Genomic DNA, 19,032 nt, shown 5'->3' with positions numbered 1-19,032 from the left:
CCCCCCTGACGCCTAGTGCATCTCGTATCTACGGTGCAGGGCAACGTGACTGCAATCGATTACACAGGAGGTGAAATGGTGAGGGCGACGGGGAGCGAGCGGGCACCGGGCGTGTTCCCGCCGAAGCCGAACGCCGTCGAGGAGCTGTTCGGCACCCCCAAGGTCGTCATCGGCGCCGTGCACCTGCCGCCGCTGCCGGGCAGCCCGCACTACGAGGGCGCGCCGCTGGACGAGATCTGCGCGTTCGCGATCGAGGAGGCGCGGGCCTACCTGGACGGCGGAGCCCACGGCGTGATCGTCGAGAACCACTGGGACATCCCGTTCCTCAAGCCCGGCGAGCACGGCTACAAGACCGCCGCCGCCATGGCCGTCGTGACCGACCGGGTCCGGCACGCGACCGCCGGGCGGGTCGGCGTCAGCGTCCTGTCGAACGCCGCCGAGTGCTCGATCGCCGCCGCCTGGTCGGGCGGCACCGGTTTCGTCCGCGTCAACCAGTGGGCCAACGCCTACGTCGCCAACGAGGGGATCATCGAGGGTCAGGCCGCGCACGCCACCCGCTACCGCAGCCGGATCGGCGCGAACCCCGTCAAGATCTTCGCGGACGTGCACGTCAAGCACGGCGCGCACGCGATGCCGCCCGCGTCCAGGCCACCGCCGTCCGCCGCGGCGAGGGCGGGATGGGGGCGAACGCGGCGGTGGCGGCCGCGCGGATGGGCGCCGACGTCCGGTGTTCACCGGCTTCGAAGGCAAGGCCGCCTTCCGCAACACGGCGCTGCACGAGGCGCTGCCGGTCGAGCTGCTCCCCGAGGACGACCGCGTCGAGCTGCCAGCGGGCGCGAACGCCGAGGTCACCGCCGCCGGCCACGCCGCGCTCGGCGGGGTGGCGGGCGAGTGGCCCGCGCTGCTCGGCTACAACCGGGTCCGCGCCCGGGAGAACACCGAGGTCCTCGCCACCCTCAACGGCGATCCGCTCGTCGCCGTCGCCGGGTACGGCAAGGGGCGGTCCGCGGTGTTCACCTCCGACTGCTCCCCGCACTGGGCGCCCAAGCCGTTCTGCGGGGGAATGGGACGGCTACGCCCGCGTGTTCGGCGGCCTCGTCGAGTGGCTCGCACGGTGACGCGTTCCCAGCGGCTGCTCGACGCCTGTTCCGAGGCGATGAAACGGGCGCTGGCCATGCGCTTCGTCCAGGAGGTCGCCGCGGGCGCCATCGGCGACCAGGACTACGCCGACTACCTGGAGATCGAGGCGTCGTTCGTGGCGACGGCGGCCCGGCTGCACGGCCTCGCCGTGTGGGACGCGCCGGACTGGACGGCGATGGAGCGCAACGCGCGGGCCGTCCACGCGCTGACCACCGAGCAGGCGGACTACTTCCGCGCCGCCCGCGCGGCCTGGCCCGCCGAGGCGCGGCCGGGCGCCGCCGAGCGCGCCCGGATCCTGTCCGACTTCGCGCTGGCCGCGGCCCGCGAGGGCGGCTACGGGGCGGTGACGACGGTGCTCTTCGCCGCCGAGAGCCTGTACCTCGCCTGGTGCACGCGCGCCCACGCGGGGGGCGGCGCGCCGTCCGGTCCGATAGCGGACTGGGTCGCGCTGCACGCGACCGCGGCGTTCCGCGAGGGGGTGGACGCGCTCGCCCGCCAGGTGGACGCCCTGCCCGGGAGCGTCCCGGACGACCTGCTGATCCGCTGGTTCGGCGGGATGCTGGAGGCGGAGATCGCCTTCCACGACGCCGTCTACGCCTGACGCCGGACCGGGTGCGGCAGCGGGCTCGTGCCGTCGCGGGCGAGCTCGCGCGACAGCGACAGCGCGGCGGTCCGGACGGCCGGGGCGAGGCGGTCCAGGTCCAGCCGGCACACGTTGCCGGTGATGGACAGGGCGGCGATCACCCGGCGGCGGCGGTCGAGGATCGGCGCGGCGACGGCGGACACCCCCGCCTCCGACTCCTCCCGGTTCACCGCGTAGCCGCGGTCGGCGGTGCGGGCCAGCTCGCGGCGCAGCAGCCCCGGCATCACGATCGTGTGCGGGGTGTGCCGGACGAGGCCGGCGTCCAGCACCCGGTCCAGCCGCTCCTGCGGCCCGAGCGCGAGGAACAGCTTGCCGGTCGCGGTGCAGTAGGCGGGCAGCCGGCCGCCGACCCGGGAGATGATCGGCATCGACCGGCGGCCGCTCACCTTCTCCAGGAACAGCGTGTCGACGCCGTCCAGGACGGCGAGGTGGATGTTCTCGTGCGTCGCCTCGTACAGGTCCTCCATGTGGGGCAGCGCGGCCTCGCGGAATCCGCGCGGGCTCGGCGCCCGCTGGCCGAGCACGAACAGCCGCATGCTCAGCCGGTAGCCGGCCGCGGTCCGCTCGACGCCGCCCCACCGCACCAGCTCGGCCAGCAGCCGGTGCGCGGTCGGCTTCGGCAGCCCGGTGCGGGCGGCCAGCTCGGTCAGCGTCAGCTCGGTGTCGGCGGAGCCGAAGGCGTCCAGCAGGCTGAGCCCGCGCGCCAGCACCGACCGCGGCGGTTCCGGCTCCGGCTCCGCTCCGCGGGCGCGCGCGTCCATGCCCCGATCGTCACCGTGATCGCGCGTCCCGGCAAGGGGCCGCGGCCCGCCGCTCACCGGGCGCCCGGAGGCCGGCCGGCGGACGAGGGGGTGTGCCCGGCGAGCGGGGCCTCGATCAGCAGCGGCGCCTCCAGGTCCTTCGCCGACGCGACCGCCTCCGCCAGTTCGGCGGCCGACCCGGCGCGCAGCGAGGCGATGCCGAACAGCCGCGCCGCGGCCTGCCAGTCCAGCGCCGGAGGGGCCAGGTCCATACCGACGTAGCGGCCGTGCTCGGCGGACGCGCCGCCGCTCTCGTCGAGGGTCTCCTTGAGGGTGCGGTACTCGCCGTTGCTCATCACGACGAACGCGACCGGCACCCGGTACCGGGCGGCGCTCCACAGCCCCTGGACGCCGAACATCGCGCAGCCGTCGCCGAGGACCGCGACCACCGGCCGGTCGCCGGCCGCCATCCGGGTGCCGACGGCGGCGCCGATGCCCCAGCCGAGCCCGCCGCCGACCGTGTGCACGTACGAGCCGGGCCGGTCCTGCCGCAGCACCGCGCGCAGCTTCAGCCCGGTCGTGATCGCCTCCTCGACCACGATCGCCTCGCCGGGCAGGCCCGCGGCGACCGCGTGCGCGGCGGCGCCGGGATCCATCGGCGCCGGGCCGTAGGCGGCGCGCGCCCGCTCCTCGGTCTCCGCGCGGGCCCGCGCGTGCGCGGCGGCGAGCCGTTCGAGCCGCTCCCTCGCGGACGGCACGCGCCCGTCCAGCGCGGCGGCGAGCGCGGACAGCGTCCCGGCGAGGTCGCCGGTCAGGCCGTGCCGGACGGCGAAGTTGCGGCCGAGCTCGGCCGGGTCCTCGTCGATCTGCACGATCGCGAGGCCGTCCGGGACCGCCGGCCCGGGCGTGTAGTGGTGCGGCATGAACGCGTGGCATCCGGCGATCAGCGCCGCGTCGTGCGCGGCGAGCGCCTCCCGGATCACCGCGTTGCGCGGCGGCAGCATCCCCGCGTACAGCGGGTGGCCGGTGGGGAAGTCCACGCCGTCGTTCATCGGCTGGTGGTGCACCGCCGCGCCGAGCCGCTCGGCGACCGCGACCAGCTCCGCGACGGCACCGGCCCGGCCCACCCCGTCACCGGCGACCACGACCGGACGCCGCGCCGCCGCGAGCAGCGCCGCCGCGTCCGCGACGTCCGCCGGTCCGGGGCCGGTCACGGGGGAGCGGGCCGGGACGGCGACGTCGCGGTCCTCCTCCAGCAGGTCCATCGGGACCGCCACCAGCACCGGGCCCGCCGGTGGCCGCGCCGCCAGCGCGAACGCGCGCCGCAGCACGATCGGCAGGTCCCGGGCGTGCTGCACCTCGACCGCGCCCTTGGCCGCCGCCGACGCGAGCCCGACGAGGTCGCCCGACAGCATCGGGTCCTGGACGAGGTGCCGGCGGTCCTGCTGCCCCGCGACGACCACCATCGGCGTCCGCGACCGCAGCGCGTTCAGCATCCCGATCAGCCCGTTGGCGACGCCCGCCGCGACGTGCAGGCTGACCATCGACGTGCGCCGCGCGGCGCGGGCGTACCCGTCCGCCATCGCGACCACCGACGCCTCCTGCAGGCCCAGCACGTACCGCAGATCGGGCGCCCGCACCAGCGCGTCCATCAGCGGCAGCTCGGTCGTGCCGGGATTGCCGAAGATCCGCGTGACGCCCTCGTCGCGGGCGATCTCCAGCAGCGCCTCGATCGGCCTCATGTCCCGCCTTCCCGTCCGCCCGCCCCGTCAGTGCTTCGCGGAGCCGCCGTCGACGTTGATCGTCTGCCCGGTGAGGAACCCGCTGCCCTCGTCGACCACGTACAGCAGCGTCGACAGCAGGTCGCGCGGCTCCGCGGTCGCCGGGACCGCCTGCAGGGCCCGGACCCGGTCGAAGCCGCCGTCCGCGCCCGTCGTCCGCGCCGCGGTCGCGGTGCGGGTGAGCCCGGGCGCGATCGCGTTCACGGTGATCCCGTCGCCGCCCACCGCGCTCGCCAGCGCGCGTGTGAAGCCGACCAGTCCCGCCTTGGAGGTGGTGTAGGCGACCAGTTCGGGAGGGCCGAGGAACACCACGGCCGACACGATGTTGACGATCCGGCCCCACCCCGCCGCGCGCAGATGGGGGAGCGCGGCGCGCGACACCAGGAACGGGCCGTCCAGGTTCACCCGCATGATCCGGCGCCAGTCCTCCAGCGTCGTCTTCCCGAACGCGATCGGCGGGTAGATCCCGGCGTTGTTGACCACGATGTGCAGCCCGCCGAACCGCGCGACGGCCTCCTCCACCGCCCCCCCGACCTCGTCCGGATCGGTCACGTCCGAGCGGACCGGGAGGAAGCGGCCGTCCGGGATGCGCTCCGCGGTGCCCGACATGTCGGCCAGATCGAGTCCCGCGACCCGATGGCCGCGCGCGGCGAGCGCGACGGCGAACTCCCGGCCGAGGCCGCCCGCGGCTCCGGTGACGAGGGCGACCCGCTGCGTTCCGTTCAAGGACGGCGTCTCGGTCATGGACGGCAGCGTGCGCCACCGCGGCGGCGCCGACAAGGCGCCGTTTTCACCCATTGAAACGGCGTCCTTGTCGTCGCGGGCGGCCGGTCACATGCTCGCCGCATGTCAGTTCCACAGCCCTCGGCCGACGCGCCGCCGGCGAACGGGGACGGCGGCGCCGCGCCCCGGCGGCGGACGCGCCGCGCGGTCCCCGACGAGGCAGGCGTCGTCGGCGTGCTGATCGCGCTGGTGCTCGGCGTCGGGCTCTTCCAGCCCGACTTCCTGCGCACCGGCAACCTGCTCACGACCGCGCACAACTCCGTCTACGTCGGGCTGATGGCGCTCGGCATGGTGTTCGCCCTCGCCATGCGGGAGGTCGACCTGTCGGTCGGCGGGATGTACGCGATGGGCGTCGTCGCCGGCGCGCTGCTGATCCGCGACGGCTGGAACACCTGGCTCGCGGCGCTGGCCGTGCTGGCGCTGTCGGCGCTGGTCGGCGCGCTCAACGGGGCGGTGACGACGTACCTGCGGCTGCCGTCGTTCATCGTCACGCTCGCCACCGCGATGCTGCTGCGCGGCGTCGGCCTGGCGCTCGCCGAGGGAAGGCAGATCACCGACCTTCCGCAGGACGACGCGCTGTTCCGCGTCCTCGGCGGCGGCGAGCTGCTCGGCGTGCCCGACGCGGTGTGGGTGTTCGTGCTCGCCGTCGCGGTGCTGACCGTGCTGTTCACCCGGACGAGGTTCGGCGCGCGGGTCCGGGCGATCGGCTCCAACCCCGAGGCCGCCGAGTTCGGCGGGCTGCCCGTCGCCCGCACCCGGATCGCGGCGCTGGCGCTGTCGGGGCTGATGGCGGGCCTCGCCGCGGTGCTGGCGCTGGCGTTCTTCATCGCGGGCGACCCCACGATCGGGCAGGGCTACGAGCTCACCGCCATCGCCGCGGCCATCATCGGCGGCACCCCGCTGAAGGGCGGCAGCGGCTCCGTCCTCGGCGCCGCGGCGGGCACCCTCATCCTCGGCGCCGTCACCGCGGCGCTGGTGTTCTTCGAGGTCCCCATCAACTGGACGACGTTCGCGACCGGGGGCGTGATCCTCGTCGCCGTCGGCGCCGCGCCGCTGCTGCGCCGCGTTCGCGACGTCCGTGACCTGCGCGCCGTCCGTGACCTGCGCTCACCTGGGAGGAACCCATGACCCCGCGTCCCCGCGGGCCCCTCGCCGCGGCCGCCGCGCTGCTGCTCGCCGCCGCCCTGACCACCGCGTCCTGCGGCGACGGCGGCTCGGGCGGCAAGAGCGGCCGGCTGAAGATGGGCATCGCCGTCGCCAACTACAGCCTCAACTTCGCCCGCGAGATGTACGAGGGCGCGACCGAGGCGTCCAGGCGGGCCGGGAACGTCGACTTCAAGGTCGTCGGCCCGCCGAACACCGACGGGCCCGCCGAGCAGCAGCTGTTCCAGAACCTCACCGTCACCCATCCGGACGGGATCGTGCTGGAGAACCTCGACCCGCCGATCTTCACCCGGCCGGCGGCGCAGGCCGTCGCGAAGGGCATCCCGATCGTCGCGCTGGACACCGCGCCCACCGACGGCAGCAAGGTCGGCTTCTACGTCGGCAACGACAACTACGAGCTCGGCGCGCTGCTCGCGCAGGCGACGGTGAACAAGCTCGGCACGGACGCCAAGGGCACGGTCGTCATCGGCGTCCCGAACCCGGGGACGCCCGTCCTCGACAGCCGCGCGAAGGGCATCAAGGACACCCTCGCGCGGCAGGCGCCGGGCATCCGCGTCCTCGGCCCGTTCCAGACCTACAGCGACCCGGCGCAGAGCTACGGCGCCTGGCAGGCGCAGGTGAACGCGCACCCCGACGCGCTGGCGTTCCTCGGCGTCGGCGACGCCGACAGCTACAACCTCGCCCGGCTGAAGGAGCAGCGGCACGGCCGGTACCTGACCGCCGGGTTCGACGTCGACCCGAAGACCCTGGACGCCATCAAGCGCGGCGTCAACTTCGCCGGCATCGACCCCGAGCACTACCTCAAGGGCTACATCGCGACCGCAGTGCTCATCAAGGCGGTCCGCGACGGCAAGGGCAAGCTGCCGTCGGGCTGGTTCAAGACGCCCGGCCTGGTGATGGACTCCGGCAACATCGACGAGATCCTCCAGCGGCAGCGGTCGGTGCAGAACGCCTACGCCTGGTACAAGCCGCAGCTGGACAAGCTGCTTGCGGACCCGAACGCGAGCATCAGGCCGCTCAAGGAGGCCCGCTGACATGCTGGTCGCCTCCGGCCTGGTCAAGCACTACGGCGGCGTCACCGCGCTGGACGGGGTCGGCATCACCCTGGACGCGGGGGAGGTGCACGCGCTCGTCGGCGAGAACGGCGCGGGCAAGTCCACCCTCGTGAAGATCGTCTCCGGGGCGGTGCGGCCCGAGGGCGGCGCGCTGGAGCTGGACGGCGCCCCGGTCCGGTTCGCCGGCGCCCGCCAGGCCGCCGCGCAGGGCGTCGCGATCGTCTCGCAGGAGCTGATGACCTACGACGACCTGACCGTGCTGGAGAACCTCTTCCCCTACGGCGGGCTGGTCAGCACCCGCGAGATGCGGCGGCTCGCCGGGCCCGTCCTGGCCGGGCTGGGCATCGACCCGCCGCCGCACGCCAGAGCCGGTGAGCTGCCGCTCGCCGACCGGCAGCTGCTGGAGATCTGCCGGGCGCTGCTGCTGGAGCCCCGCGTGCTCATCCTGGACGAGCCGACGTCCGCGCTGCCCCGCGACGCCGCCGTCCGGCTCGCCGGCGTCATCAGGCGGCTCGCCGCACGGGGCCTCGCCGTACTGTTCATCTCGCACTTCCTCGAGGAGGTCATGCGGATCGCGGACCGGGTGACGGTGCTGCGCGACGGGCGGGTCGTGCTGGCGGGCGCCGACGCCGCGGACGTCAGCCTGGACTCCCTGGTCGGCGCGATGCTCGGTCGGCCCGCCGCCGGACCCGCCGCGACGCCCGGCGCGCCGTCCGAAGCGGAGCCCGGCGCACGGGCCGGAGCGGAGCCCGCCGCCGCCCCGCACCGCCCCGGCGGTGCGGCGGTCTCCCTCACCGGCGTCACCGTCCCCGGCCGGCTGCGGGACGTCTCGCTGACGGCGGCGGGCGGGGAGATCGTCGGGCTGGCCGGGCTCCAGGGCGCCGGCCACCTCGCCGTCCTGGACGCGGTGTGCGGACGCGCCCGGCCGTCGTCGGGGTCGGTGTGGCTGCCGGGCGGGCGGGCGCCCCGCTCGGCGCGGCACGCCGTCACCTCGGGCGTCGCGTTCGTCTCCGGCGACCGCAAGGGTCGCGGGCTGATGCTCGACAAGGCGCTGTGGGAGAACGTCACGGCGGTGAGCTGGCTCGGGCAGGGGCGCGGCGGGTTCCTGCCGCGCCGCTCCCGCCTCGTCGGCCGGGCGCGCGCTCACCTGGAGCGGCTGCGGGTCCGCGGCGACGTGCGCGCCGGTGCGGGCGACCTGTCGGGCGGCAACCAGCAGAAGGTCGTCCTCGCCAAGTGGCTGGACGCCGCCCCGTCCGTCCTGGCGCTGGACGACCCGACGCGCGGCGTCGACGTCGGCGCCCGCGCCGAGCTGCACGGCATCGTCCGCGGGCTGGCCGCCGAGGGGAAGGCGGTGCTGATCGCGTCGTCGGACCTCGCCGAGCTGGTCGAGCTCTGCCACCGGGTGGTGGTGTTCCAGCGCGGGCGCGTCGTCGGGTCGCTGGCCGGCGGGCGGCTCACCGAGCCCGCGCTCAGCCTCGCCATGAACGCGGGCTTCGCCGGCTCGGCGCGCTGACGCGCGTCAGGCCAGGTGTGCGATGACGGGCGCGAACGCGTCCATCACCGTGTCGGGCACCTGGTAGTAGGTGAAGCCGTAGCGGTCGCGGCGGGCGAGCATCTGCTCGGCGATGTGCTCGGGCGGCCCGACGAACTGCGACGGCATCTCCAGCACCAGGTCCGTGGCCGCGGTGCCCCACCCGCGGGTGACCGCGACCTTCGCGGCGGCGCGCCGCGGGTCGGCGCCGAACGCGGGCGTGACCAGCATGCTCAGCTCCACGTCGCGGCCCGCGGCGGCCTCCCGGACCCAGCCGGCCTTGCGCTCGATCGTCTCCGGGAGCCGCTCGGTGATCTCCTCGGAGATCGTCCCGTCGGGAAGGGCGCGGGGCAGGATGCCGACGGTGTCGGCGAGCCGCCCCGCGATGCCGAGCATCCGCCGGCTGCCCGCGCCGACCACCAGGCGCGGGCGGCGCTCCGGAGGCGGGAACACCGTCAGGCCGTCGATCCGGTAGTGCTCGCCGGCGAAGGAGGTCCGGTCGCCGGACAGCAGGCTCCGCAGGATCCGCAGCGACTCCTCCAGGCGGCCGACCCGCGCCGCCGCGGCGTCGAACGCCATCCCCGCCGCCGCGTACTCCTCGCGGAGCCAGCCCGCGCCGAGGCCCAGTTCGAAGCGCCCGCCGGACAGGTGGTCGAGCGTCGCGGCCTCCTTGGCGAGCATCACCGGGTGCCGGTAGTCGTTGCAGAGCACCATCGTGCCGACCCGCAGCGCGCTCGTCGCGGCGGCGGCCGACGCCAGCGCGACCATCGGGGCGAGCTGGTCGCCGAACGGCTCGGCCACGAAGTGGTCGCGCAGGATCAGCGTGGAGTACCCGAGGTCCTCGGCACGCCGCGCCGTCGCGAGCAGTTCCGCGCCGGAGCGCACCGATTCGCCGACCACGCCGAACCGGAACGCGCGGCGGTCCCGTCCGGTGCCGGCCTGATCCTCGCGGCTGTCGTCCATGGGCCGAGCATGCCGCGCCCGCGGGCGGTCGCGCTGGCAGGAAAACGGCAGAGGGCTCGACTTGGTCAACAAATGGCCCCGGGGCTGGTGTCCGCGGTTCGAAGATCGCAATATTGCCGGGGGCGAGAGTCGCCCTGGCCGCTCGTTCCCCCGGCCCCGGAGGTCAGCCCGTGAGTGAAACGTCCCCCGCCCCTACGCCCCCGGCCCCTTCGCCCCCTGCCTCGCCTAGCGCGTCCCTCGCGCGGAAGGTGGTGGCGGGCGTCCTGCTGGTGGTCCCGTTCGCCGTCTACCTGGCCGTGCCGACGTACGCCAAGGACGGCCCGCACCTGGCGGGCTTCCCGTTCTTCTACTGGTGGCAGCTGCTGTGGGTGGTGCTCACCGCCGTGTGCATCGGCGGCGCCCACCTGCTGACCCGGAAGCGGGGTGCGGCGAAGTGAAGGACGTCAACGGCGTCGAGCTGACCATCTTCATCGTCTTCTTCGCGGTGGTGACCGTGGTCGGCTTCGCGGCCGCGCGCTGGCGCCGCGGCCAGACCATCATGCACCTGGACGAGTGGGGCCTCGGCGGCCGCAGCTTCGGCACGTTCATCACATGGTTCCTGCTCGGCGGCGACCTCTACAGCGCCTACACGTTCGTCGCCGTGCCCTCCGCGGTGTTCGCCGGAGGCGCGATGGGCTTCTGGTCGGTGCCGTACGGCGCGATCGCCTACCCGATCGTGTTCCTGATCGGCCCGCGGCTGTGGTCGGTCGCGCAGCGGCACGGGTACGTGACCGCCGCCGACTTCGTGCGCGGCCGGTACGGCTCGCGGTCGCTCGGCCTCGCCGTCGCGCTCACCGGGATCCTGGCGATGATGCCGTACATCGCGCTGCAGCTCGTCGGCATCCAGGCCGTCCTGACGGTGATGGGCGTGTCCGGGTCCGGCTGGGCGAAGGACCTGCCGCTGTTCATCGCGTTCGCGCTGCTGGCCGCCTACACCTACACCTCGGGGCTGCGGGCGCCGGCGCTGATCTCGTTCGTCAAGGACGCGCTGATCTACATGGTCATCATCGTCGCGATCGTCTACATCCCGACCAAGCTCGGCGGCTGGGACGGCATCTTCGACAAGTCCGCCGCCGCGCTCGCCAAGCCGAACCCGGCGACGGGCAAGCCCGCCGGGTCGTTGTTCACCAGTGACATGACGCACTGGGCGTACGGGACGCTGGCGCTCGGCTCGTCGCTCGCGCTGTTCATCTACCCGCACAGTGTGACCGGCGCGCTCGCCGCCGGGCGCCGCGACGTGATCCGGCGGAACGCGGCGCTGCTGCCCGCGTACTCGCTGCTGCTCGGGCTGCTCGCGCTGCTCGGCTACATGGCGCTTGCCCACCCGGGCGTGGTCGCCGCCGTCAAACAGGCCGGCAACCCGCAACTGGCGGTGCCGGAGCTGTTCGACCAGGTGTTCCCGGACTGGTTCACCGGCGTCGCGTTCGCCGCCATCGGGGTCGGCGCGCTGGTGCCCGCCGCGATCATGTCGATCGCCGCGTCCAACCTGTTCACCCGCAACGTCTACACCTCCTTCATCCGGCCGGACGCCTCGCCGGAGGAGGAGACGCGGGTGTCGCAGCTGGTGTCGCTGCTGGTGAAGCTGGGCGCGCTGGTGTTCGTGCTCGGCTTCGACAAGTCGCTGGCGATCAACCTGCAGCTGCTCGGCGGCATCTGGGTGGTGCAGACGTTCCCCGCGATCGGCATCGGCCTGTACACGCGGTGGCTGGACCGCTGGGGCCTGCTGGCCGGCTGGGCTGCGGGCATGGCGTACGGCACGTACACCGCCTACGACCAGGCGTCGCCGACGCAGAGCCACTTCGGTTCGCCGCTCGCAGACATCCCGTTCATCGGCCACACCGGGTACATCGCGCTGACCGCGTTCGTGCTCAACATGGTCGTCGCGGTCGTGGTCACGGCCGTCGTGCGGGCGCTGAAGGTGCCGGCCGGGCAGGACGAGACGAGCGCCGACGACTACACCGCCGACGCGGGCGACAGGCTCGCCGCGCCGGGGGACCCGGCGGGCGAGCTCACCGGCCGGTCCGCCTGAGGCGCGGCCCGGCCAATGGACGGCGCAGACCGGTGGGACGGGGCGAGCGGCTCGGTCGCCGTCCGTGCGGCGTAAGGGCGTCACCGACTGCCCCGATCCCACCGGTCCCTTCCAGACTGCGCCCCGCCCGCCGCGATCCGCAAGGCGGGCGGGGCTCAGCCCGCCGCGTCGACGCGCTGGGCCAGCACCTGCCCGGGCCAGTCGCCCACCTTGAACTCGGCGACCGTCGCGAACCCCTGGCTCCGGTAGTACCCGACGAGCCGCCCGTCGCCGCCGCCGTAGCAGTCGACGCGCAGCAGCCCGGCGCCGCGCGCCCGCGCCAGCCGTCTCGCCTCGCCGATCAGCGCGGCGCCGACGCCCCGGCCGGCGAACGCCCGGTCGGTGACCAGCAGCGTGATGTACAGCTCCGGCTCGTCGGCCGCGCCCACGTAGGACGGCGGGCGGGGCGCGACGGCCATGACCCCGGCGGGGCGGCCGGCCGCCTCCGCGACCAGGATCTCGTCGTCGCGGGCGATGCCGGTGATGCGCTCGACCCGGCGCGGGTCGCGCGACCACGGCTCGGCGCCCCACTGGCCCGTCCGCCCGTTGCTCGCCAGCCAGGCGACGGCGCCGTCCAGCATCGCCATGACCGCGGGCACGTCGTCCGGCCCGCCGCTGCGGATCTCCATCGCGCCACCTCCCACCCTTGATCATCGCATCAGCGCGGCACCGCTCCGCCGCGAGCGGGCGGGTCCGCTCGCTGATCCCGCCGGACGGGCCGCGGACGGGAGATGTGGAAGCGGCCGGCGAGGGGCTCAGGAGGCGATGAAGGCCTGCGCGCGGCGGAACAGCCCCAGCGTGATGGCGTGCAGCAGGTCGCCGGTCTCCTTCGGCGCCTTGCCCGCGAACGCCCGCGCGTGCGTGCCCTCCAGGACGATGCCGAGCTTGAAGCAGGCGAGCACCGCGTACCACGTGATCGACGACAGGTCGCGGCCGGCGACGGCGTCCGCGCGCTCGGCGTAGGCGGCGACGAGCTCGCCGGTCGCCGGCAGGCCCCCGGCCGCGCCGAGCGGCCCGGCGAGCTGCGCGCTCTCGTCGCCGTGCTGCGGCCAGGTCGCCAGCAGCCAGCCGAGGTCGAGCAGCGGGTCGCCGATCGTGCACATCTCCCAGTCGACGATCGCTGCGACCTCGGGGCCGTCGAAGGAGTACATCAGGTTGGCCAGGTGGTAGTCGCCGTGCAGGATGCCGGGCCGCCAGGTCGCGGGACGGCGCTCCTCCAGCCAGCGCGCCACGTCGTCCAGGCCCGGGATCTCCGGCCCGGGGTAGCCGTCCAGCGCGCTGTAGGACTCGAGTTCGGTGAGCCAGCGGCTCACCTGCCGCTCCAGGAAGCCCTCCGGCTTGCCGAAGTCCGACAGCCCGGCCGCCTCGTGGTCGACCGCGCCCAGCGCGGACAGCGCGCGGGCCGCGTTCAGGCCCATCGCGTGCCGCACGGACGCGTCGCCGGCGTGCAGGTCGGGCAGGGCCACCGAGGCGTTGAAGCCCTCGACGGGCGTCATCAGGTAGAACACGGCGCCGTTCATGACCGACTCGTCCGGGCAGGCGGCGATCACGCGGGGCGCGGGCACGTCGGTGCCGTCGAGCGCCGCGAGCACGCGCGCCTCGCGGCGCAGCACGTCGTTGGTGCGGGCGCGCAGGTGCGCGGGCCCGCGCCGCAGCACGTAGTCCCGGCCGCCGCGGCGGAAGCGGACCAGCGTGTTCTGCGTCCCGCCGGTGAGCGGCTCGACCTGCTCGAACGGGCCGCCCGGCAGGCCCTGCCCGTCCATCCACGCGGCCAGGACGGCGAAGTCCACGAGCGCGGGGTCGATCTGCTCAGGCTGCACGGCGGTTCCCTTCCGGTACGGCGGTCTACCGGAGAGTAACAGTCATGCACTTGCATTATTCATTGAGATGGCCCGATTATTCACGGAGCAGAGCGCACCCGACCGCAGGAGGCCCGCCATGGCCTGGGACTTCGAGACCGACCCCGCCTACCAGGAACTTCTCGACTGGGCGGACGCCTTCGTCCGCGACGAGGTCGAACCCCTCGACCTGGTGCTCGGCGACCCCTACGACAAGTCCGACCCCCGCTACAAGACGATGGTCCGGCCCTTGCAGGACCAGGTCCGCGAGAAGGGCCTGTGGGCGTGCCACCTCGGCCCCGAACTCGGCGGCCAGGGCTACGGGCAGGTGAAGCTGGCGCTGCTGAACGAGATCCTCGGACGGTCCCGGTGGGCGCCGTCGGTGTTCGGCTGCCAGGCGCCCGACTCCGGCAACGCCGAGATCATCGCCCATTTCGGCACGCCCGCGCAGAAGGAGCGCTACCTGCGCCCGCTGCTGGACGGCGAGATCTCCTCGTCCTACTCGATGACCGAGCCGCACGGCGGCGCCGACCCGACCCTGTTCACCACCCGCGCCGTCCGCGACGGCGACGGCTGGGTCATCAACGGCGAGAAGTGGTTCTCCTCCAACGCGCGGCACGCCGAGTTCCTGATCGTCATGGCGGTGTCGAACCCCGACGTGTCCGCCTACGAGGGCATGTCGATGTTCATCGTCCCGGCCGACGCGCCCGGGCTGACCACCGTCCGCAACGTCGGCGTCGGCGGCGAGCGCGAGGGCTCGCACGGCTACCTGCGCTACGAGAACGTCCGCGTCCCGGCCGAGAACCTGCTCGGCGACGAGGGCGGCGCGTTCGTCATCGCGCAGACCCGACTCGGCGGCGGCCGCATCCACCACGCCATGCGCACGATCGCGCAGGTCCGCAAGGCGTTCGACATGATGTGCGAGCGCGCGGTGTCCCGGCGGACCCGGTTCGGGCCGCTCGCCAAGCTGCAGATGACCCAGGAGAAGATCGCCGACAGCTGGATCGAGATCGAGCAGTTCCGGCTGCTCGTGCTGCGCACCGCCTGGCTGATCGACAAGCACAAGGACTACAAGAAGGTCCGCAAGGACATCGCCGCCGTCAAGGCCGCGATGCCGAAGGTGTACCACGACGTCGCGCAGCGCGCGATGCACCTGCACGGCGCCCTCGGCGTGTCGAACGAGATGCCGTTCGCCGCCATGATGATGGGCGCGCAGGCGATGGCCATCGCCGACGGCCCCACCGAGGTCCACAAGATCACCGTGGCGCGGCAGCTGCTGCGCGACGTCGAGCCCGTCGAGGGCCTGTGGCCGTCCGGCCACCTGCCGACCCGGCGCGAGGAGGCACGCGCCCGCTTCGCCGACGCGCTGGAACACGCTATAGGTAACGAATGAACGACACGCGGGAGCGGCTGCTGGACGCGGCCGAGCGGCTCTACGCCGAGCGCGGGATCGACGCCGTCAGCCTGCGCGAGATCGTGCAGGCCGCCGGCGCCCGCAACGCCACGGCCGTGCAGTACCACTTCGGCGACCGGGCGGGGATCGTGCGCGCGATCTTCGCCCGGCACGCCCCGGAGATCGAGGCGCGCCGGCACGCCCTGCTCGACGCCTACGAGGCCGACGGCCGGACGGGCGGGCGCGCGCTCGCCGCCGCGCTCGTCCGGCCCATGGCGGCCCGCCTCGGCGACGCGTCCGGCCGCGCGTTCCTGCAGATCTGGGCGGACGTGGTGAACCGGCCGCGCCCGCTGCTCCCGCTCGCCGTCCCCGACGACCCGCCGGACGCCGCGGGCGGGGGAGCGGCCCAGCAGCCGAAGAGCGACAGCCTGTGCCGGTGGCGGGACCTCGTGGAACCCGTCCTGGAGGAGGACGCGGCGCGGCTGCACCGCCGGTTCACCGCGATCCTCTACGCCTCGACGGAGCTGGCCCGCCGCGCGCGCTCGGGGCCGCGCACCGACGACCGGCTGTTCACCAGCTACCTGATCGACGTCGTCGCCGCGATCCTCGGCGCCCCGGTCTCCGCGGAGACCCGCCGGCTCGCCGACGAGCGCGACGCCGCCCGCCGCTGACCCCGCCCGACCTCCCATCCGTCCAAGACCCGCGGGAGAGAAGCGGCGGAGACTGGGCATGTCACCGACGACCGAGGAGGACGACATGACCAGCGAGATCCGCCGGACCTTCTACCCGCTGATCGCCACCGCCGACCCGGACACGTCGATGGAGTGGCTGGAGAAGGCGTTCGGGTTCGTCCCGCACAACGTGTACCGGGACGACTCCGGCAAGATCGTCCACGCCGAGATGGGGTACGACACCGGGCTCTTCATGTTCGGCGCCGGCGTGCGGGTCAAGGCGGCGGTGTACGTGGCGGTCGACGACCCGGACGCCCACCACGACCGCGCGAAGGCCGCCGGCGCCGAGATCTTCCGCGAACTCGCCGACACCGACTACGGCTCGCGCGACTACGCCGCCCGCGACCTGGACGGCAACGAGTGGTACTTCGGCACCTACCGCCCCTGACGCCGGAAATGGCCGCGACCGCCCCTGCACCCCGGTGCTACGGTGCGGGGGCCGGCCGCGGGACTTCGGTGCGACTTCCGGAACCCGCCCTGTAAAGCGATGATTCGCTGCTCGCGCTCCCCTTCCCCGGCCGGCACCCCCGTTCCTGGGCCCAGCCCCCGGCCGATGTTGGATCACGATGAGCGAGACGTTCGCGGACCTGATCGCCTGCGAGGACGCGCTGATGTTCGTCAACGCCGCGATCACCTCCACCGGCCAGCGGGAGTTCCACCACGCCCCCGGTGACCAGCGCCTCTCCCTGGAGTTCCTGCACGACTACACGCTGGAGAACTACCGGGAGGTGTACGCCGCGGCGCTCGCGCTCGACGTCAACGACCACAACGCCGCGATCATCATCCGGAACCTGCTGGTGCGCTCGGCCGACGCGGACGCCGAGCGGCGCCGCCTGGAGGGCCGGCTGATCGCGCGGCGGCTGGAGCTGATGCCGCGGCAGCGGGTGTACCGGCTGTTCCGCGAGCTGCGCCGGCTGAAGGTCAACAACCGGCGCACCCGCGCGATCATCCGCGACTGGCTGCAGGCCCGCGCGGACCCCGCGTTCGACGCCGTCAAGTACCGCAACGGCGTCAAGACCGCCGTCCGGCACGCGCACGTCCAGCCCGGCGGCGAGCTCCGCGGCTTCCTGTTCGACCCGCTCGCGGCGAAGTCCTACGAGACGCCGATCCTGGAGCAGTGGCGGCGCGCGCACTACGAGAAGGGCGCGCTGTACGAGCTGCCCTACACCGTCGCGGAAGGGTTCGCGGCCAAGCACCGCGTCCCGCGCGAGGTGTTCCTCGAGCGCATCGCGCCCCGCATGACCCGGCTGGAGCGGCTGCGCCTGCAGGAGAACGCGCGCGAGGCCGGCGCCGGGGCCGTGGCGGCGGACCTGACCGCGATGCCGCTGACCCGGCTCGCGTCCTACGTGCTCGCGCTCACGCTCGACGACCGCGCCGCGCGCCGCGCCGAGCTGACCGAGGCGCTGCGGACCGCCGCCCGGCGCGTCGCCGGCGCGGCGCGCGGCTCGTGGGGCCGCGTCGCGGCGGTGCTGGACGACAGTTTCTCCTCGACCGGCTCCGGGCAGAAGCGCCGCCGGCCGCTCGCGGTCGCGCTCGCCGCGCACTACCTGCTGGAGGCGCTCGCCAGGGACTACACGCCGCTGTGGACGTCGGGCCGCACCGACGGGCTGCTCGCCTACCCGTTCGGCCCGACGCCGCTGGGGGAGCGGATCATCGACGCGCTGGAGACGCGGCCCGACCGGCTCATCATCGTCTCCGACGGCTTCGACAACGCGCCGCCCGGCCTCGCCGCCGACGTCCTGCGGATCTGGCGGACGCGCCTGGACCCCGGGCACCGGTCGGCGCCCGGGCAGCGCGTCCTGATCGCCCACCTCAACCCGGTGTACGACGCGGACGACTTCGACGTGCGCCGGCTGTCGCCGACCGTGCCGACCGCGGGCGTCCGCGACGCCGAGGACCTGCCGACGCTCGTCGAGCTGGCCCGCTTCGCGGAGCGGCAGGTCGGCCTGGCGGGCCTGCGCGCCCACCTGGACGACCGCACCGCCCGGTTCCTGGGGGAGCGCCCATGAGCTTCGAACTGGCAGGACTGCGGACCGCGCCCGCACAGGTCTGGGGGTCGGTGCGGCTCGTCCCGCTCGTGCGCGACGAGCCCGTCCCGCACCTGCGGCTGCACCGGAAGGCCTACGAGGAGCCGGTGTCGGCCGTCGACGTCGGCGACGGGACCGCCTATGTCTCGTTCGTCCCGCACGCGTTCGTCGCGACGTGGAACGACGGCGACCAGGCGCCGGCGGCCTCCTACGGGACCCGGCTGCTGGAGCAGGACACGGCGGTCGCGTCGCCGCGCGTGCCCGTCCGGGTCACCCGGCGCATGGCGCGCAAGGCCGGCAGGGACCGGCTCCGGTTCCTGCCCCTGCACCTGGCCGTCGAGGGCTACCTCGCGCTGCACTTCGGCGGCCCGGAGATCCTCTGGGAGGAGTGGTCGCGGCGGGCGGTGGCGCGCGGCCTGTCGCCGCGCTGCGAGGAGAGCTACCTCGGGCTGCACGTCCACGGACTGGAGGACGCGCTGCGGATCTTCGAGATCCATCCCGGGCAGTGCGGCGTGCTCGTCTACGTGGGCGACGCGCTGGCCAGCGCGTTCGTCACGCCGCACCCGGACGACTACCGCGCCCTGCACGCGACCCTGGTCGAGGACCTGTTCGGCGAGCTGATCTACACCTACGGGCTGCTCGGCGCCCCGGCCGGCGACCTGTCGGCGGGGATCGACGGCGCCGGGATCGCCTCGATCGGCGACCTGCGCGCCGCCGCGGCGCGCCGCCGGGAGGAATGGGCCGCCTTCCACGACGAGGTCATGGCCGGCGACCTGTTCGACGAGGACGGCTCACGCCAGGTCGTGCAGCACCTGCACGGGTTCGAGCTGTCGCGGTTCCTGCCGTCGTTCGGGCTGCGCAAGGAGAACCACATCGGCGAGACGATCACCGACGCGGACGGCCGGATCGCCTACCTGAAGACGTACCGCCTCTCGGACTCGCAGGTGCGCCGCGGCCACCTGCTGACGCGCCTCGCCGCGCACCAGTGGCGGCTGGACGCGACGGCCGCCGCCCTCGGCATCGGCGAGGCGGCGCTGGCGCTGCGGCTGGAGCGGGCGGGCTTCGGCCACCTGCTGCGGCAGGACGTCCTCGACCACTACAGGGCCCAGGCGAGGCGCGCCGCGCCCGCCTGAGCC

17 protein-coding genes and 1 pseudogene are annotated in these 19,032 nt (G+C 74.3%); 12 read left to right on the top strand and 6 right to left on the bottom strand.

Features of this window, described 5'->3' with window-relative positions:
- Nucleotides 1-75: 75 nt before the first annotated feature.
- Nucleotides 76-567, top strand: a pseudogene (locus F8568_RS51050) (BtpA/SgcQ family protein); the annotation flags it as partial.
- A gap of 160 nt (nucleotides 568-727) precedes the next feature.
- Nucleotides 728-1,741, top strand: coding sequence for a glutamine amidotransferase (locus tag F8568_RS17970; RefSeq protein ID WP_151594711.1), 1,014 nt, complete (start codon nucleotides 728-730; stop codon nucleotides 1,739-1,741).
- Here the strand turns inward: F8568_RS17970 and F8568_RS17965 are convergent.
- The 3 genes from F8568_RS17965 to F8568_RS17955 are packed head-to-tail and all read right to left on the bottom strand — an operon-like array spanning nucleotide 1,732 to nucleotide 5,048.
- Nucleotides 1,732-2,544, bottom strand: a complete 813-nt coding sequence (locus tag F8568_RS17965) for an IclR family transcriptional regulator (protein WP_151594710.1) — start codon at nucleotides 2,542-2,544, stop codon at nucleotides 1,732-1,734. The two genes, F8568_RS17970 and F8568_RS17965, sit on opposite strands and share 10 nt — an antisense overlap.
- 53 nt (nucleotides 2,545-2,597) lie before the next feature.
- Nucleotides 2,598-4,265: a thiamine pyrophosphate-binding protein gene (locus F8568_RS17960; protein WP_151594709.1), complete on the bottom strand. Its 1,668-nt coding sequence runs from the start codon at nucleotides 4,263-4,265 to the stop codon at nucleotides 2,598-2,600.
- Nucleotides 4,266-4,292: 27 nt separating this feature from the next.
- Nucleotides 4,293-5,048 (bottom strand): SDR family NAD(P)-dependent oxidoreductase, encoded by a 756-nt coding sequence (locus F8568_RS17955; protein WP_151594708.1) that lies wholly within the window; start codon nucleotides 5,046-5,048, stop codon nucleotides 4,293-4,295.
- A 102-nt stretch (nucleotides 5,049-5,150) separates the two neighbouring features.
- Here F8568_RS17955 and F8568_RS17950 point away from each other — a divergent pair, with 102 nt between their 5' ends.
- From F8568_RS17950 to F8568_RS17940, 3 genes are read left to right on the top strand one after another with little or no spacing between them, the layout of a single operon-like run.
- On the top strand, nucleotides 5,151-6,215 hold the full coding sequence (locus F8568_RS17950) for an ABC transporter permease (RefSeq protein ID WP_151594707.1): 1,065 nt from the start codon (nucleotides 5,151-5,153) through the stop codon (nucleotides 6,213-6,215).
- Complete coding sequence (locus F8568_RS17945) at nucleotides 6,212-7,285, top strand: sugar ABC transporter substrate-binding protein (protein WP_151594706.1); 1,074 nt, start codon at nucleotides 6,212-6,214, stop codon at nucleotides 7,283-7,285. The genes F8568_RS17950 and F8568_RS17945 overlap by 4 nt, the downstream gene beginning before the upstream one ends.
- 1 nt (nucleotide 7,286) lies before the next feature.
- A complete protein-coding gene (locus F8568_RS17940; protein ID WP_151594705.1) occupies nucleotides 7,287-8,819 on the top strand; it encodes a sugar ABC transporter ATP-binding protein in 1,533 nt (510 codons plus the stop codon).
- Between the two features lie 6 nt (nucleotides 8,820-8,825).
- Here the strand turns inward: F8568_RS17940 and F8568_RS17935 are convergent, their stop codons facing one another.
- Nucleotides 8,826-9,800 (bottom strand): TIGR03621 family F420-dependent LLM class oxidoreductase, encoded by a 975-nt coding sequence (locus F8568_RS17935; RefSeq protein WP_151594704.1) that lies wholly within the window; start codon nucleotides 9,798-9,800, stop codon nucleotides 8,826-8,828.
- A 251-nt stretch (nucleotides 9,801-10,051) separates the two neighbouring features.
- On the opposite strand from F8568_RS17935, the gene F8568_RS50435 reads away from it, so the two are divergent.
- Nucleotides 10,052-10,237, top strand: coding sequence for a DUF3311 domain-containing protein (locus F8568_RS50435; RefSeq protein WP_202125103.1), 186 nt, complete (start codon nucleotides 10,052-10,054; stop codon nucleotides 10,235-10,237).
- Entirely contained in the window at nucleotides 10,234-11,868 is a 1,635-nt protein-coding gene (mctP, locus tag F8568_RS17925; protein ID WP_151594702.1) for a monocarboxylate uptake permease MctP, read from the top strand. The genes F8568_RS50435 and mctP overlap by 4 nt, the downstream gene beginning before the upstream one ends.
- Before the next feature lie 155 nt (nucleotides 11,869-12,023).
- On the opposite strand, the gene F8568_RS17920 is transcribed toward mctP, so the two are convergent.
- Nucleotides 12,024-12,536 carry a GNAT family N-acetyltransferase gene (locus F8568_RS17920; RefSeq protein ID WP_151594701.1) on the bottom strand — a complete coding sequence of 171 codons (513 nt, stop codon included), beginning with the start codon at nucleotides 12,534-12,536 and terminating at the stop codon, nucleotides 12,024-12,026.
- 126 nt (nucleotides 12,537-12,662) lie between these two features.
- Nucleotides 12,663-13,727 (bottom strand): phosphotransferase family protein, encoded by a 1,065-nt coding sequence (locus F8568_RS17915; protein WP_328600935.1) that lies wholly within the window; start codon nucleotides 13,725-13,727, stop codon nucleotides 12,663-12,665.
- Between the two features lie 118 nt (nucleotides 13,728-13,845).
- Between F8568_RS17915 and F8568_RS17910 the strand changes: the two genes are divergently transcribed.
- The 5 genes from F8568_RS17910 to F8568_RS17890 all read left to right on the top strand — a co-directional run bounded on the left by F8568_RS17910 (nucleotide 13,846) and on the right by F8568_RS17890 (nucleotide 19,029).
- Nucleotides 13,846-15,138 (top strand): acyl-CoA dehydrogenase family protein, encoded by a 1,293-nt coding sequence (locus tag F8568_RS17910; protein WP_151594700.1) that lies wholly within the window; start codon nucleotides 13,846-13,848, stop codon nucleotides 15,136-15,138.
- Nucleotides 15,135-15,809 (top strand): TetR/AcrR family transcriptional regulator, encoded by a 675-nt coding sequence (locus F8568_RS17905; protein ID WP_151594699.1) that lies wholly within the window; start codon nucleotides 15,135-15,137, stop codon nucleotides 15,807-15,809. The genes F8568_RS17910 and F8568_RS17905 overlap by 4 nt, the downstream gene beginning before the upstream one ends.
- A gap of 58 nt (nucleotides 15,810-15,867) precedes the next feature.
- Nucleotides 15,868-16,257 carry a VOC family protein gene (locus F8568_RS17900; RefSeq protein WP_236008877.1) on the top strand — a complete coding sequence of 130 codons (390 nt, stop codon included), beginning with the start codon at nucleotides 15,868-15,870 and terminating at the stop codon, nucleotides 16,255-16,257.
- A gap of 178 nt (nucleotides 16,258-16,435) precedes the next feature.
- On the top strand, nucleotides 16,436-17,878 hold the full coding sequence (locus F8568_RS17895; protein ID WP_151594698.1) for a hypothetical protein: 1,443 nt from the start codon (nucleotides 16,436-16,438) through the stop codon (nucleotides 17,876-17,878).
- Nucleotides 17,875-19,029: an ARPP-2 domain-containing protein gene (locus F8568_RS17890; RefSeq protein ID WP_151594697.1), complete on the top strand. Its 1,155-nt coding sequence runs from the start codon at nucleotides 17,875-17,877 to the stop codon at nucleotides 19,027-19,029. Before F8568_RS17895 ends, F8568_RS17890 begins: the two co-directional genes overlap by 4 nt.
- Nucleotides 19,030-19,032: the final 3 nt, after the last annotated feature.

The sequence above is a fragment of the Actinomadura physcomitrii genome (assembly GCF_008923205.2).
Taxonomy (GTDB): Bacteria; Actinomycetota; Actinomycetes; order Streptosporangiales; family Streptosporangiaceae; genus Spirillospora; species Spirillospora physcomitrii.
Note: the sequence above shows the minus strand (reverse complement) of the source record. Positions and strands in the feature narration are given on the sequence as shown.

Coding starts and splice junctions, on each gene's coding strand:
- F8568_RS17900 (WP_236008877.1), top strand. CDS start 15,868: ATGTCACCGACGACCGAGGAGGACGACATGACCAGCGAGATCCGCCGG.
- F8568_RS17905 (WP_151594699.1), top strand. CDS start 15,135: ATGAACGACACGCGGGAGCGGCTGCTGGACGCGGCCGAGCGGCTCTAC.
- F8568_RS17960 (WP_151594709.1), bottom strand. CDS start 4,265: ATGAGGCCGATCGAGGCGCTGCTGGAGATCGCCCGCGACGAGGGCGTC.
- F8568_RS17955 (WP_151594708.1), bottom strand. CDS start 5,048: ATGACCGAGACGCCGTCCTTGAACGGAACGCAGCGGGTCGCCCTCGTC.
- F8568_RS17920 (WP_151594701.1), bottom strand. CDS start 12,536: ATGGAGATCCGCAGCGGCGGGCCGGACGACGTGCCCGCGGTCATGGCG.
- F8568_RS17945 (WP_151594706.1), top strand. CDS start 6,212: ATGACCCCGCGTCCCCGCGGGCCCCTCGCCGCGGCCGCCGCGCTGCTG.
- F8568_RS17895 (WP_151594698.1), top strand. CDS start 16,436: ATGAGCGAGACGTTCGCGGACCTGATCGCCTGCGAGGACGCGCTGATG.
- F8568_RS17935 (WP_151594704.1), bottom strand. CDS start 9,800: ATGGACGACAGCCGCGAGGATCAGGCCGGCACCGGACGGGACCGCCGC.
- F8568_RS17940 (WP_151594705.1), top strand. CDS start 7,287: ATGCTGGTCGCCTCCGGCCTGGTCAAGCACTACGGCGGCGTCACCGCG.
- F8568_RS17890 (WP_151594697.1), top strand. CDS start 17,875: ATGAGCTTCGAACTGGCAGGACTGCGGACCGCGCCCGCACAGGTCTGG.
- F8568_RS17950 (WP_151594707.1), top strand. CDS start 5,151: ATGTCAGTTCCACAGCCCTCGGCCGACGCGCCGCCGGCGAACGGGGAC.
- F8568_RS17965 (WP_151594710.1), bottom strand. CDS start 2,544: ATGGACGCGCGCGCCCGCGGAGCGGAGCCGGAGCCGGAACCGCCGCGG.
- F8568_RS17910 (WP_151594700.1), top strand. CDS start 13,846: ATGGCCTGGGACTTCGAGACCGACCCCGCCTACCAGGAACTTCTCGAC.